13 protein-coding genes are annotated in these 14,504 nt (G+C 62.3%); 9 read left to right on the top strand and 4 right to left on the bottom strand.

Features of this window, described 5'->3' with window-relative positions; all coding sequences use genetic code 11:
• Positions 1-24: 24 nt before the first annotated feature.
• Both M1D87_RS14160 and M1D87_RS14155 read right to left on the bottom strand, forming a co-directional pair.
• The gene (locus tag M1D87_RS14160) at positions 25-846 is read right to left on the bottom strand and encodes an aldo/keto reductase (protein WP_013972723.1); all 822 of its coding nucleotides are present in this window, start codon (positions 844-846) and stop codon (positions 25-27) included.
• The gene (locus M1D87_RS14155; protein WP_013972722.1) at positions 834-1,739 is read right to left on the bottom strand and encodes a LysR family transcriptional regulator; all 906 of its coding nucleotides are present in this window, start codon (positions 1,737-1,739) and stop codon (positions 834-836) included. Before M1D87_RS14155 ends, M1D87_RS14160 begins: the two co-directional genes overlap by 13 nt.
• A 140-nt stretch (positions 1,740-1,879) precedes the next feature.
• Here M1D87_RS14155 and M1D87_RS14150 point away from each other — a divergent pair, with 140 nt between their 5' ends.
• From M1D87_RS14150 to M1D87_RS14110, 9 genes are all read left to right on the top strand, one after another.
• Positions 1,880-2,578, top strand: a complete 699-nt coding sequence (locus M1D87_RS14150) for a CoA transferase subunit A (protein ID WP_015270421.1) — start codon at positions 1,880-1,882, stop codon at positions 2,576-2,578.
• A gap of 35 nt (positions 2,579-2,613) precedes the next feature.
• Positions 2,614-3,270, top strand: coding sequence for a CoA transferase subunit B (locus tag M1D87_RS14145; RefSeq protein ID WP_003260585.1), 657 nt, complete (start codon positions 2,614-2,616; stop codon positions 3,268-3,270).
• Between the two features lie 171 nt (positions 3,271-3,441).
• Entirely contained in the window at positions 3,442-4,860 is a 1,419-nt protein-coding gene (locus M1D87_RS14140; protein WP_123084072.1) for a short-chain fatty acid transporter, read from the top strand.
• 222 nt (positions 4,861-5,082) lie between these two features.
• Positions 5,083-5,625 carry a helix-turn-helix domain-containing protein gene (locus M1D87_RS14135; RefSeq protein WP_015270419.1) on the top strand — a complete coding sequence of 181 codons (543 nt, stop codon included), beginning with the start codon at positions 5,083-5,085 and terminating at the stop codon, positions 5,623-5,625.
• Positions 5,626-5,875: 250 nt separating this feature from the next.
• Positions 5,876-6,052 carry an EPS-associated small membrane protein EppA gene (gene eppA / locus M1D87_RS14130; protein ID WP_013972718.1) on the top strand — a complete coding sequence of 59 codons (177 nt, stop codon included), beginning with the start codon at positions 5,876-5,878 and terminating at the stop codon, positions 6,050-6,052.
• Positions 6,053-6,310: 258 nt separating this feature from the next.
• Complete coding sequence (locus M1D87_RS14125) at positions 6,311-6,868, top strand: polysaccharide biosynthesis/export family protein (protein WP_015270418.1); 558 nt, start codon at positions 6,311-6,313, stop codon at positions 6,866-6,868.
• Positions 6,869-6,892: 24 nt separating this feature from the next.
• Positions 6,893-8,008 (top strand): hypothetical protein, encoded by a 1,116-nt coding sequence (locus tag M1D87_RS14120; RefSeq protein WP_024087164.1) that lies wholly within the window; start codon positions 6,893-6,895, stop codon positions 8,006-8,008.
• A gap of 19 nt (positions 8,009-8,027) precedes the next feature.
• Positions 8,028-9,590 carry a GumC family protein gene (locus M1D87_RS14115; RefSeq protein WP_232881253.1) on the top strand — a complete coding sequence of 521 codons (1,563 nt, stop codon included), beginning with the start codon at positions 8,028-8,030 and terminating at the stop codon, positions 9,588-9,590.
• A gap of 10 nt (positions 9,591-9,600) precedes the next feature.
• A complete protein-coding gene (locus M1D87_RS14110; protein WP_123084074.1) occupies positions 9,601-10,407 on the top strand; it encodes a CpsD/CapB family tyrosine-protein kinase in 807 nt (268 codons plus the stop codon).
• A gap of 423 nt (positions 10,408-10,830) precedes the next feature.
• Here the strand turns inward: M1D87_RS14110 and galE are convergent, their stop codons facing one another.
• On the bottom strand, positions 10,831-11,808 hold the full coding sequence (galE, locus tag M1D87_RS14105) for a UDP-glucose 4-epimerase GalE (protein WP_013972713.1): 978 nt from the start codon (positions 11,806-11,808) through the stop codon (positions 10,831-10,833).
• A gap of 79 nt (positions 11,809-11,887) precedes the next feature.
• A complete protein-coding gene (locus tag M1D87_RS14100; RefSeq protein WP_123084075.1) occupies positions 11,888-14,503 on the bottom strand; it encodes a cellulase family glycosylhydrolase in 2,616 nt (871 codons plus the stop codon).
• Between the last annotated feature and the right edge of the window lies 1 nt (position 14,504).

The raw sequence follows: 14,504 nt of genomic DNA, 5'->3' as shown, positions 1-14,504 counted from the left end.
ATTCAGTTATCTTCGCGACAGTCGCTACACCATCGCCAACCGCTGCTTGCGCGTCGGTGCCGGGAACGCCCGGTCGATCGCCCGCAGGTCTTCGCCGGTCAGGGTCAGCGCACCCGCAGCGGCATTCAACCGCACATGCTCGGGCGTCACGGCCTTGGGGATGGCTATCACCCCGTCATTGCGTGTCACCCACGCCAGGCTGACCTGGGCCACCGTGGCCCCATGGCGCTCGGCGATTTCCGCCAGCACCGGGTGCTGCAGCAGGCGCCCGGCCTGGGCCAGCGGGCAGTAGGCCATGGTCGGCAGCGCACGCTTTTCGCACCACGGCAACAGGTCGAACTCGATGCCACGCTGGGCCGGGTTGTACAGCACCTGGTTGGTGGCGCAATCGGGGTTGTGCAGTTCGCGCAGGTCGTCGACATCGAAATTGGAAACACCCCAGCGCTTGATCTTGCCTTGCTCGCGCAAGCGCTCGAACGCTTCGACGGTTTCTTCCAGTGGGTGCTGGCCGCGCCAGTGCAGCAGGTACAGGTCGATGCAGTCGGTGCCCAGGCGGGTGAGGCTGCGCTCGCAGGCGGCGGCCATGGCGCGCAGGCTGGCATTGTGCGGATACACCTTGCTGACCAGGAACACCTGGTCGCGGCGCCCGGCAATGGCCTGGCCAACCACTTCTTCCGCGCCACCTTCGGCATACATCTCGGCGGTATCGATCAGGCTCAGGCCAAGTTCGATACCCTGTTGCAGGGCCGCCACCTCGGCCGCCTTGCGAGCCGGATCTTCACCCATGTACCAGGTGCCCTGGCCGATGGCCGGAACGCTCGAACCTGCCAGTTTCACGTAACGCATGTCACCTCCGGGATGCGGGTATTGGAAAGCAGTACCTCGAGCAGCGCTTGCGCTGCCGTGGAAAGCTTGTGTTCGCTAAGAGCAATCACACCGATGCGGCGCTCGACCGTGGGCTCGACCAAGGGCACGCAGCGGGCGCCAAGTTCCTGCATCTGATTGATGCAAAGTGCCGGCACGGCACTGACCCCCAGCCCACTGGCGACCATGCGCCCGACGGTAGACAACTGATGGCTCTCGAAAGCCACCGCGAGTTTGCCGTGGCGGGCGGCCACGTTCTGCTCCATCAGCAGGCGCACCGCCGAAGGGCGTTGCAGGGCCACGAAGTCTTCGGCCAGCAATTGTGCCCAGCTGACCTGGGGCAGCTGCGCCAAGGGCGAATCGGCGGGCACCACGGCGACGAAACGGTCCATGTACAACGGGTGGAAATCCAGGCCATCGTTGTTGTCCGGTTCGAAGCCGATGCCCAGTTCGACGCGGCGATGGCGCACCAGTTCCTGCACCTGTTCGTTGATCACATCGTGCACCGTGACGTTGACCTTCGGGTAACGCTGGCGAAATACCTTCAGCGAGTGGGGCAGCAGGTTGCCGGCAAAGGCCGGCATGGCCGCCACCGAAACCCGGCCCAGTTGCAGGGTGAAACGCTGGCGCAGCATTTCTTCGGTGTCGTCCCAGTCGGCCAGCAGGCGCCGTGCCAGCGGCAGCAGCACCTCGCCCTCGGCAGTCAGGCTGACGCTGCGCGTGGTGCGGCTGAGCAGGGCGCCGCCAAGGTTTTCTTCCAGGGCCTTGATGGTCAGGCTCAGTGCCGGTTGCGAGACATGCAGGTGTTCACCGGCCTGGGCGAAGCTCTGGTATTTGGCCACAGCGACAAAGGCGCGCAGTTGCTTGACGTTCATGACAGGCCTGTTGGTTGTTTTGTAAAAGTTATCAATCGATGATGAAAACAAAATTAACAAATCAGTCGCTTGCGGTGAAGATGTCCCCACACGCTCACCGACAGCCTCGTCGGTTCAACAACTACAAAAGGCGGATCAGCATGGCCGGACTGGACAAGCGCGTTGCAACCTATGAACAGGCCCTCGAAGGCCTGACCGACAACATGACGGTACTGGCTGGTGGTTTCGGCCTGTGCGGTATCCCTGAAAACCTTATCAGCGAAATCAAGCGCCGTGGCGTCAAGGGCCTGACCGTGGTCTCCAACAACTGCGGTGTCGACGGCTTTGGCCTGGGCGTGCTGCTGGAAGACCGGCAGATCCGCAAGATGGTCGCTTCCTACGTGGGCGAGAACGCTGAGTTCGAACGCCAGCTGTTGAGCGGCGAGCTGGAAGTGGAACTGACCCCGCAAGGCACCCTCGCCGAGAAAATGCGCGCCGGTGGCGCCGGCATCCCGGCCTTCTACACCGCCACTGGCTACGGCACCCCGGTTGCCGATGGCAAGGAAGTGCGCGAGTTCAACGGCCGCAAGTACATCCTCGAAGAATCCATCACCGGCGACTTCGCCATCGTCAAGGGCTGGAAGGCCGACCACTACGGCAACGTGGTGTACCGCAACACCGCGCAAAACTTCAACCCGCTGGCGGCCACCGCCGGCAAGATCACCGTGGTCGAAGTGGAAGAGATCGTCGAACCTGGCGTGCTGCTGCCCAGCGAGATCCACACCCCGGGCATCTACGTGGACCGCGTCATCGTCGGCACCTTCGAAAAGCGTATCGAAAAGCGCACCGTCAAGGCCTGAGCGCCATCCACCAGAACAACAAAGAGATCCTGACCATGGCACTGACCCGCGAACAGATGGCGCAACGCGTCGCCCGTGAACTGAAGGACGGCTACTACGTAAACCTGGGCATCGGCATTCCGACCTTGGTGGCAAATTACGTACCCGCCGACATGGATGTGATGCTGCAATCGGAAAACGGCCTGCTCGGCATGGGCGAATTCCCCACCGAAGGCACCATCGATGCCGACATGATCAACGCCGGCAAGCAGACCGTCACCGCCCGCCGCGGTGCCTCGATCTTCGATTCGGCGCAGTCGTTCGCCATGATCCGTGGCGGCCACGTCGACCTGACCGTGCTCGGCGCTTTCGAAGTGGATGTGCAAGGCAACATCGCTTCGTGGATGATCCCGGGCAAGCTGGTGAAGGGCATGGGCGGCGCCATGGACCTGGTGGCCGGTGCCGAGAACATCATCGTCACCATGACCCACGCTTCCAAGGACGGCGAGTCCAAGCTGCTGCCGCAGTGCAGCCTACCATTGACCGGTGCTGGCTGCATCCGCAAGGTGCTGACCGACCTGGCCTACCTGGAAATCGAAGACGGCGCCTTCATCCTGCGCGAGACCGCGCCTGGGGTGAGCATCGAGGAAATCATCGAGAAAACCGCCGGCAAGCTGATCGTGCCGGATGATGTGAAGGAAATGACCTTCTAAGATCGCTAGCGTCACGCCCCTGTAGGAGCAGCCTTGTGCTGCGAAGCGGCCAGCGCAGGCATGCACGAGATGTGTTGTCTGTACTGGCCGCTTCGCAGCATAAGGCTGCTCCTACAGGGGTTTTGCGTTTTTGCTGATGTATCCGATAAAACCAATAAAAGGAATTGAACTGTGGCCGCTGAAATCCAAGACAGCCGTTCCGCGCGCTTTGCCTTGCGCTGCTCCAACTGGGCCGAACGCTGGTTCCCCGATTCCTGGGTGTTTGCCGCCCTGGCAGTACTGCTGGTGTGCATCGGCGCCCTGGCCATGGGCGCCAAGCCGACCGACACCGCCAAGGCCTTTGGCGATGGCTTCTGGAGCCTGATCCCCTTCACCATGCAGATGGCCTTCGTGGTCATCGGCGGCTATGTGGTGGCCAGCTCGCCGCCCGCGGCGCGCTTGATCGACCGCCTGGCGCGCATCCCCGGCAATGGCCGTTCGGCCGTGTGCTGGGTGGCGCTGATCTCGATGTTGGCATCGCTGCTCAACTGGGGCCTGTCGCTGGTGTTCGGCGGCCTGCTGGTGCGCGCCCTGGCCCGACGCACCGAACTGAAGATGGACTACCGCGCCGCCGGCGCCGCCGCCTACCTGGGCCTGGGCGCCGTGTGGGCGCTGGGCCTGTCTTCGTCGGCGGCGCAACTGCAGGCCAACCCGGCCAGCCTGCCACCGTCGATCCTGTCGATTACCGGGGTGATCCCGTTCACCGAAACCATCTTCCTCTGGCAGTCCGGCGTGATGCTGGCGGCATTGGTAGTGGTCTCGCTGGTGATCGCCTACGCCACGGCGCCGGGCCCGAACAGCGCGCGCAGCGCCCAGGACTGCGGGGTCGACCCCAGCTTCACCGCGCCACCGGCACCCCAGCGCACCCGCCCGGGCGAGTGGCTGGAACACAGCCCCATCCTGATCCTGTTGCTGGTGGCCCTGGCCACCGGCTGGCTGTACCAGGAGTTCGCCACCAAACCGGCGATTACCGCCATTTCCGGGCTGAACACCTACAACCTGTTGTTCATCATGCTCGGTGCCTTGCTGCACTGGCGCCCGCGCAGCTTCCTCGATGCGGTGGCGCGTGCGGTTCCGACCACCACCGGGGTGCTGATCCAGTTCCCGCTGTATGGTTCGATCGCTGCCATTCTCACCCAGGTGAAGGGCGTCGACGAGCAGACTTTGGCCCACCACATTTCACTGTTCTTCACCCAGATCGCCACGCATGACACCTATGCCGTGCTGATGGGCGTCTACTCGGCGGTGCTGGGCTTCTTCATCCCATCGGGTGGTGGCAAGTGGATCATCGAGGCCCCGTACGTGATGCTGGTGGCCAATGACCTGCAGTACCACCTGGGCTGGGCAGTGCAGATCTACAACGCCGCCGAAGCCTTGCCGAACCTGATCAACCCGTTCTACATGCTGCCGCTGCTGGGGGTACTGGGGCTCAAGGCACGCGACCTGATCGGCTTCTCGTTCGTGCAGTTGCTGGTGCACGTGCCGCTGGTGCTGGTGTTGCTGTGGGCATTGGGTACGACGTTGCAGTACCTGCCGCCGGTGATGCCGTAACCCTGGGCCTGCGCTGGCTTTTTGTAGGAGCGGCCTTGTGTCGCGATAGGGCCGCAAAGCGGCCCCAGGGTTTCAGCAATAGTGCACAAATTGCCGGGGCTGCTCTGCAGCCCCATCGCGACACAAGGCCGCTCCTACAAGACTCAGCGCAGCAGCCCCAGCATTTCCTGAGCAGTCCACGTATCATTACCAGGCTGCCTTCGCCTGGGAAATCCGCGTCACATGTCTATCCGATTGAAACTGCTGCGAAAGAAACTGGGGATGACCCTGGAGCTGCTGGCCGACAAGACCGGCATGACCAAGAGCTACCTGTCCAAGGTCGAACGTGGCCTGAACACCCCCTCGATCGCCGCCGCGCTGAAGCTGGCGCGGGCACTGAATGTCAATGTCGAAGAACTGTTCGCCGAAGAGCAGACCGGCCAGAACCGCTACAGCCTGGTACGCCATGGCGAGCGCCAGGCATTGGTGGGTGACGGGGCAGGGCCGGGGTACTCGGCCCTCACCAGCCAGGTCGGGCAGCGCAGCCTGCTGCCGTTCCTGATCCAGCCGCCGACCGAGTTCAGCGACCCTACGTTCAAGGAGCACCTGGGCGAAGAATTCCTGTTCGTCCACGCCGGCCAGGTGGAAGTGGACTTCATGAGCGAGCGGGTACTGCTGGAGCAAGGCGATGCCTTGCATTTCAATGCCCAGACACCACACCGGCTAAGGTCGGTGGGGCCGCTGCCGGCGCAGTTGCTGGTCGTGGTGCATCACACAGACGAATAACATGCCGGGGCGCCAAAGCGCCCCACGGCCTTGCCTTTCTCAGCGATGAAACTATGGCGCCACCAATGCAGCGCCCTATGCTCAATTTGCGCGTCGATATTTTGACTATATTGTCCGGCGCCCATTGAATTTTATTATAGTGTCGAATCGTTGACGCAATGTCATTGTGTTCATAAGCTCATCTCAACGGTGAAACAACTCCCGAACACCTCGCCAACAAACAGTTGATTTTCCTCTTCAGGAGGGGCGTATGCGCACGGCTCTGATTATCAAATCGATGTCTTTGCTGGCGCTGTTAAGTGGCGCAGCGCGTGCGGCGGATATGTATATCAATCAGAACAGTATCGTCCCTGTTTCAACGGCAGGGTGGTTCTTTGCATTTGCTGTCGTTGGATTTGTAGCTGTCGCCAACAGGAGAAAGATCTGAATCCGCCAGCCTGGGTTCTAACCTTGACGCCAGCGGCCCGGGGCCTCGCTTGTCAATTCCCCAGCCGTTGCTATATTGCCAGTAGCCCGTGCAGGTCCACGGTTGCAGGCAGCAAAGCCCAGGCTGCACAGCGTCAAGGCAAGGCCTCGTAAAGATCGAGGTCATCGCGGTTGGCGTATGCCGCGAAGCGGAGCGAGAGTTGGTGTGCTGTTCTCATTCAGTGCTCTTTGTCGGGCCTTTTCGGCCGGAGGGACCCTCATGGTGCGTTCAATGTTTGCCGCGTTCTGCATGCTGATGGTGTGGTCTGGTGCCGGTAAGGCCGACCCGAGCAGTGCTACCTACCTGCTCAGCCCCGGCGATGTGGTGATGGTTTCGGTGTGGCAGGAAGATAGCCTGCGCCAGGAAGCCACCGTACTTCCCGATGGCAGTATCACGTTCCCCCTGGCAGGTCGCATCGATGTTGCCGGGCTGGATGTGACGACCGTTGAAAAACAAGTGGCTGCCAAACTCGAGAAATTCCTCCCCGACCCGAACGTCAGCGTTGTCGTCAAGAGCATCGCCGGCAACCTGGTCTATGTACAAGGCAAAGTGATAAAGCCCGGGCCGGTACAGATGGCGGGCCCTACCGCAGTGTTGCAGGCCCTGAGCATGTCCGGCGGCCTGGACAAGTTTGCAGATGAAAGCGAAATCAAAGTGGTGCGCGGCACTGGCGCTTCCCAAAAAATCCTGCCCGTGCGATATAGAGACCTGGTGTCTGGCCGGGATATGTCCACCAACATCCAACTTCAGGCTGGCGATACGCTGGTCGTCCCTTGATCATGCCTTTAATAAGAACACTTAATGCCTCTTCTCAGAACAACTAGTATTGCAACGGCAATCTTGGTGTTGCCGTTTACGAACACGGTCTTGGCAGCAAATTGGCAGTCTACGGTAGTGGTACCGACATCCGTTGAACATGACAGCAACCCCTTGCTGCTGTCGTCGGGTGAAAAGGGCATAACGCGCACGATCATCGCGCCGGATTACACCCTGATCGGTACCTTCGACCGTGACGAACTGAGGTTGGGGCTGGGCATGAATGTATTGCGCTCGTCCGACACGGCGGTGGTCGACAACCGTGAGGACCCTGACGTGAGCCTGGGCTGGCAGCGTCAGACCGAGCGCGGGCGGTTTGGCCTGCTGGCGCGTTACAACGAAAGTTCGACGCTGTCGGGAACGGTGCTGGATACCGGTGTGGTCACCACCGATGGCACGCAAAAGCTGTATACGCTGACCGGCAACTGGAGCCAGGCGGTTACCGAGCGTAGCACCTTGAGCAACGAAACCACGTACAACCGTGCCCGTTATGACATCAGTACGCTGACGGGGTACGAAGAACTGGGCAACGTGTTCACCTGGACCTACGCCTGGAGCGAGCGGGCCGATCTGTACAGCCGCTTTGGTGCCCGGCGTTATGAGCCCGAGGAGGACCAGACGGCGACGGCTTCCAACAGCTACAGCCCCGCGGTCGGGGTCAAGTACCAGTTTTCCGAAAGCCTCAGCGCCGATGCGCATGTGGGTGTCACCGAGGTTTCCGGTGACGAAGGTGGCCGACGCGGGGAGGGTGGGGTTGCGCTGCTGTACACCGGTGCGCGCGCTGTCGCCAGCTTCACCGCCGAACGCAGCACGGTAGCCAGCGCCGAAGGCGGCTTCGCGGAGCTGGACCAGGTGCGCGGTGTGTGGAGTTACGCCGTCAGCGAATTGACCCGGGTGGGCGCGGACGCTGCCTGGCAAGACAGCAAAGGGCAGACCCCCAACACCCTGCAGACCTACAGCGTGTGGGCCAGCCGCGAGTTTTCGCCGTACTGGGACCTGCGCCTGTCGCTGATGTACAAGGAACGGCAGCAGGATAACGAAGCCGATGCGAACGCTACTATCGTGGGTTTGACGTTGACGTACAGGTACCCCGACATCTGAACTTCAGGCAGGTGGCCCCATGAAGTCTGACTACGAGCTCTCCCTCAGAGATTACATTGCCATAATCAAGGACAGGGCCCTGTTATTGGGGGTGAGCATCGTAGTCATCCTGGCCGCGACCGTCGCAGTCGCGGTGATGGTGCCGCCGATCTACCAATCGACCGGCACCATCCTGGTGGAGTCGCAGCAGATTTCCCCTGAGCTGGTGTCGACCAACAACACCAGCTTTGCCGATGAACGCATCGAAGTGATTCGCCAGCGGGTGATGACTCGCGAGAACCTGCTGCGCATCATCGACAAGTACAACCTGTTTCCCGACAAGCGTTTCAGCGATAGCGACAAGATCGACCACATGCGCAGCGCCATCGTCGTCGAAACCCTTACCACATACGTGCGCGGGCGGGGTGAAGCGACCGTGGCGTTCAATGTGTCCTTCGAGCACAAGCAGGCCGAGGTGGCCAAGGACGTCGCCGACGAGTTGGTGACGCTGTTCCTCAACGAGAACCTCAAGCAGCGTACCGAGCGGGCCAACGAAACCACCGAGTTCCTCACTCAGGAGGCGAACAAGCTGGGTGCCGAGCTGGCCAACCTGGAAAACCAGCTGGCGGATTTCAAGCAGGCCCACGCCAACGCCTTGCCCGAGCACCAGACCTTGCGCATGAACATGCTGTCACGGTCGGAGCTGGAGTTCCGCGAGGTCGACCGTGATTACAAGGCCGCCCAGGAAGAACTGCGTTACCTTGAGCTGGAACTGTCCGCGGCCAATGCCGGGCTGGCAACCAAGGCCGGCGAAGGCCCCAGGGCGGCCGGTGCCGAGCAGCCCCAGGACCTGCCCAGCCTGAAGGCCGAATATGCCCGGCTGCTGAGCCGCTACAAGGAAGCCCACCCCGATGTGGTGGCGGTCAAGCGCAGGATCCAGGCGCTCGAAGCCAGTGGCAATCGCACGGCGGCGGCCTCCACGGTCGGCCTCGATGTCGCCCGCGTGCGCGCCAAGATGAGCGCGGCACAGGAGCGCATTGCTTCGCTGGCCGAGCAAAAGCGCGAGTTGACCCGCAAGATGGAAGGCTACGAGGCCGAGATCCTCGAGGCGCCGCAGGTCGAGCGTGGCCTGGTGACCTTGATGCGTGACCACGACAACGCGCGCAAGAAGTACGAGGAAATCCGCGCCAAGGAAATGGGCGCGAAGATTACCGAAAGCCTGGAGCAGGAGAACAAGGCCGAGCGCTTTGTACTGCTTGAACCACCACTGATGCCCGAGAAACCGATCAAGCCCAACCGCAAGAAGATCGCTGCGTTGGGCCTGGTGCTGGCACCGGCAGGTGGCGGTGCGCTGGTGATGCTGCTGGAGATGTTCAACCAGCGCATTCGCGGCGTCGGTGCACTGGAGAACCTGCTGGGCAGGCGGGTGCTGGTGGCGCTGCCATACATCGATACCAAGGCCGATGTGGCCAGGCGCAAGCGTTGGCGCAACTGGCTGATCGTGGCGGCACTGGCGCTGGCGGCTATCATGGTAGTGCTGGTGCACGTGTTCTACATGCCACTGGATGTGCTGTTGTTCAAAGTCATGTCTCGGTTTGCATAGGGAAGCAGTGATGGACAGGACCAAGCAGGCTGTCGGCAATAATCTTCACCAGGTTACCCCGGGTACCCCGCAGGCCTTGTCACCCGCCCCTGGTACGGCACTGGCGGAAGTGCCTGGCCAGTTCGATTACGTGAACACCAAGGTGGTGCCGCTGCGCGCGGAGCACCTGGAGCGTCACCGTATCGTCGCCTACAACAAGAACTCCAACATGAACGGGCCGATCGACCTGCTGCGCACGCAAGTGCTCAGGACCATGGACGAGAATGGCTGGCGAACCCTGGCCATCACCTCGCCAACCCCTGAAGCGGGCAAGACGGTGCTGGCGATCAACCTGGCCATGAGCATCGCCCACCACACCACCAAGACCGCTTTGCTGGTGGACTTCGACCTGCGTCGACCCAAGGTTGGCAGCAGCCTGGGTCTGCCCATGGACCAGGCGTTGAACGAGTTTCTGACGGACAAGGCCGAGTTGCAGGACTGTCTGGTCAACCCGACCTTGCCTCGGTTCGTGGTGCTGCCCACGCGGGTGCCGGTGCCGTTGTCCACCGAAATGCTGTCGTCGCCCAAAGTGAGCAACCTGATCTGCGAACTACGCAACCGCTACGAGTCGCGCATCTGCATTTTCGATTTGCCGCCATTGCTCAGTTCTGACGATGCGATCACCGTGATACCCAAGTTCGACTGTGTGCTGCTGGTGGTGGCCAACGGTATGAACAACAGGAAGGAGATCGAGGATTGCCTGCATCACCTGGCAAGGGTGAACCTGGTGGGAACGGTATTGAACAAAGCTGACGAGCAGCCTCGAACCTATTATTGAGTCTCGGTATTCTGGGGCTGCTTCGCAGCCCATCGCGACACAAGGCCGCTCCTACAGGTACAGCGCATACCTTCAGTTGACGGGGTTTTCTGTGGGAGCGGGCCTGCGAAGCAGGCGATGCGGTGGAAGGCACCGGCTACGCCGGTGTTCGCGGCTAAACCCGTTCCCACAGGTATGGCGCATTCCTTCAACTGGTGGGGTCTCTGTGGGAGCGGGCATGCCCGCGAAGCAGGCGCCGCGGTGGATGGCACCGGCTGCGCCGGTGTTCGCGGGCGCGCCCGCTCCCACAGGTACAGCACATTCCTTCAGCTGGTGGGGGCTCTGTGGGAGCGGGTTTACCCGCGAAGCAGGCGACGCGGTGGATGGCACCGGCTGCGCCGGTGTTCGCGGTCGCGCCCGCTGCCACAGGTATGGCGCACTCTTTCAGCGGGTGGGGTAGCGAGCCCAGGGGTACTGCAACTCCCATTGCCACGCATGCCGCACAATCGACTCCAGCGTGGCAAACTCCGGCCGCCAGCCCAGCATGTGCATGGCCTTGCCAGCATCCGCCACCAACCGGGGCGGGTCGCCGGGGCGGCGGGGGGCGTCGAGGGTGCGGATCTGCCGGCCAGTCACCGCCCGTGCCGTATCGATCACCTGCTGCACCGAAAAGCCCAGCCCGTTGCCCAGGTTGAACGCGGTTCGCTCGCCACCCGCCAGCAGGTAATCCACCGCCAGTGCATGAGCCGCCGCCAGGTCGGCCACATGCACATAGTCGCGTATGCAGGTGCCATCCGGCGTGTCGTAGTCGCGGCCAAACACCGTTACTGCATCACGCCGGCCCGAAGCGGCCTGCAGGATCAGCGGGATCAGGTGGGTTTCCGGGTCATGACGCTCTCCCAGCTGGCCCTCCGGGTCTGCGCCCGCTGCGTTGAAGTAACGCAGGCATACCGACTTCAAGCCATAGGCCCGGTCGAAGTCCTCGAGAATCTGCTCGACCATCCATTTGCTCAACCCATACGGGTTGATCGGCCCCTTGGCATGCGCTTCGTCGATCGGCACGTACTGCGGGTTGCCGTAGACGGCTGCGCTGGAAGAAAAAACCAGGTGCCTGATACCGGCATTCACCATGGCCTGCAGCAGGGAAAGGGTGGCCGCGACATTGTTCTGGTAGTACTTGCCGGGCACGCTGACCGACTCGCCCACCTGGATGAACGAGGCAAAGTGGAACACGGCATCGAAGCGGCAAACACCGAACAGCACATCCAGGGCGGGCTCGTCGGCGATGTCCAGTTTCGCCCACTGGACGCCGGGGCCGGGCGAGACGAGGTCCGCCACCACCACCTCATGGCCCGTACCGAGCAGGTGCTTGACCATGTGCGAGCCAATGTAGCCTGCGCCACCGACAACCAGAAACTTCATCCATGCCTCCTGGACTCTGCTGTTGTACAGCTGCGCTTTTCAGCTACAGGACTGTTGTGAGGGTAGATGGCCATATGCCCTATTTCAAGAACAGCCAGTTGGACATGTACTTGCCGTCGAACGTGATGCTGTAGCGTCCATCCTGGTAAGCCATCGGCAAGGGTTTCAACTGGGCCTGTGCATCCCGGGCGAACAGCTTCAGGCCAGCAGGCGCCTTGATGTTCAAGGTGCCGGCAAACGGCTCTACGTTGAACGGTGTCTTGTCATCGGCCTTGGGCACGGCCCGGGTACCCAGCGACAGCAGCAGTTCACGCGACTGGCCCAGGGGGTTGCCGTCCAGGCTTTGCACCACGACGCTGGCGTACGGCGTTCGTGCTTGCACCTGGATGGCGCCCAGGCTGATCAAGCGACCTCCCAGCCATCCGGTGGAGGCCTGGGTCAGCGGTGTATCGATGGTATAGATGCCCTGTTGCCAGTTGCGCTTGAGTTCGCCCGTATCGCTGACCGCTTCCGTGGCGTCGGCCGGCAGCAAGGACTGCTGCGGGTCCTGCAGTACCTGCGCACCGGCAGGGATGGCGGCGGGTTTCAGCCAGGGTAACTCCGGCGTCTGTGGCAGGGCGATCTGCAGTTGGCCCTTTTCCATGGCCGTGCGCAGCAGTGGCGAGTTGCGCGGGGTGATCTCCTGGTTGTACAGGGTGGCGGGCGTCGGCGCGAACACGTATCGGGTAGTGGCCGGCTTCACATCCGCACGGCGATAGAGCAGGGCGGCAGCGGGCAGGGTGGCGATCATCGCCGGGTCGTTGTACGCGTGCCAGTTATCCGCCGTGCGCCAGCCAGGGTTGAAGGCCTGCTGGCTGTAAGCGTACTGCATCATGGCGTCCCAGCCCTGGTGGGCGGCGGTGCCGGCCACGTACAGCGGCAGCGAGTGGCGGTCGGGCAGCGGGAAGGGTTCGGCGTTCCACTCGGTGACGGTCAGCGGCTTGCCGACTACCTGGGCGGCAGCGAGCCAGTCGATCACGCCGTCGCTGGTCAACGGGTTCTTCTCCAGTTGGCCATTGGCACCGTAGCCATGGGCATCGATGACATCGCCTGTGGTCAGTGCCGGCAGCGCGCTCAGGCCATTGCCGCCCCAGGTACTGGTGGTGGCGATCGGCACTTTCACGCCGAGGCCGCGCAGGTGAGTGATCATGTCGGTGTTGAAGCGCTGTTCCAGGTCGTTGAGAAACAGCTTCGAAGGGCCATGCTCCCAGGCGCGCCAGGTGAGGTCGGTGGGCAGGTCATATTGTTTGGCGAAGGCTTTGGCCGCTTCCATGTAGCGCGCGCTATGGCGCGGCACATCCTTGTTCGGCATCAGGGCGTTACCGTAATGCTGGGTGAGGTCGTTCTCATTGGTGAGCAGCACGGCAGCGATGGCGGGGTCGTCCTTGTAAGCCAGGCCGGTGTATTCATTCACATGAGTCAGGTACTGCTCGGCAAAGCGTTTCATCGCCTGTTGGATGCTTCGGTTCACATAGGCGTAACCCTTCAGGTCGACATGGCTCTCACCCTTGGCCAGTTCCTTGAAGTCATCGATATTGTCATTGGCAGTAAGCGCCCGCTGCACGTGCAGGTCCAGCCAGATATAGATGCCCTCGTCCTTGAGCGCCTTGATCCACAAGTCGAGCTTGCGCAGCGATTCGGCACTGAGCTGCTGGGTATCGCGCACCAGGGTGCCGTCGCCGAACACGTTCGGGCTGACCCAGGGCGAGTCGTGGTGATGCAAACGCACCAGGTTGAACCCCAGTGCCGACAGGCGCTTGGCCTGTTGGCGGATTTCTTCGTCGGGGCTCTTGAACAGCGAATAGGCGGACAGGTTGGTGCCCCAGAAGCGCACTGGGGTGTTGTTTTCGAACATCAGCTGCTCCCCGACAGCCTTGACGAAGCCATGCTTGCCGGCAGGCTTTTCCGGGGCGTTGAGGAATGACAGGTCCACGGGCGAGGTGCGCCAGTCCAGCTGGTCGTCGGGCCAGCCGGCGGGGTCGGCCAGGCCGAAGCGTTCGCTGGGCGTGGGCCCCAGGTCGATGTCGCCGGTGATGTTCAGCACCGCCTTGATCTGCTGCCGACCAGCGTTGATCGGGTCGCTGTAAATGAACGCACGCAGTTCGGACGGGTTGCCGCGCTCGAAATACACCTTGGCCAGCGGCGGGTCGAAGCGCATTTCGATGCGGCGGCCCTGGTCAGCCTTGCCCCATGACCAGCCACGGTTGCCGGGCAGCAGCTGCGGTGCACCCATGCCCCCAGCAATTTGCGCAGGGTCGAACTCGAACACCATGCCACCGCCCATTACTCCGGCCTGGCGGCTGTGGGCCTCGAGGTCGAAGGCCCAGCCCAGGGTTTGCGCCTGCTCCTTGCGGATATCCGCCGCCAGATCGAAGTCCAGTTCCTTGTTCTTGCCCTGCAGCGTGTAGTGGTCGGGGCCAACCACCTTGAACGTGGTGGAAAAACCGGTCCAGCTCCAGTTGGCCGCCCAGAAGTCGAACTTGGCTTTCATCACTGGCCCACCACCGCGGGTCACCAAGGGCAGGCCGTTCTGTTCATCGACACTGACTTGCCACGCTGAGGCCCAGCCGGCGAGCGGCAGTGAGGCCAGCCCGGCGATGGCCGAAACCCGCAGCAGGGTTTGAAAACCCCAGCGGCGCAGGGGGAGCAGGTTCATA

This window comes from Pseudomonas sp. SA233 (assembly GCF_054792385.1).
Note: the sequence above shows the minus strand (reverse complement) of the source record. Positions and strands in the feature narration are given on the sequence as shown.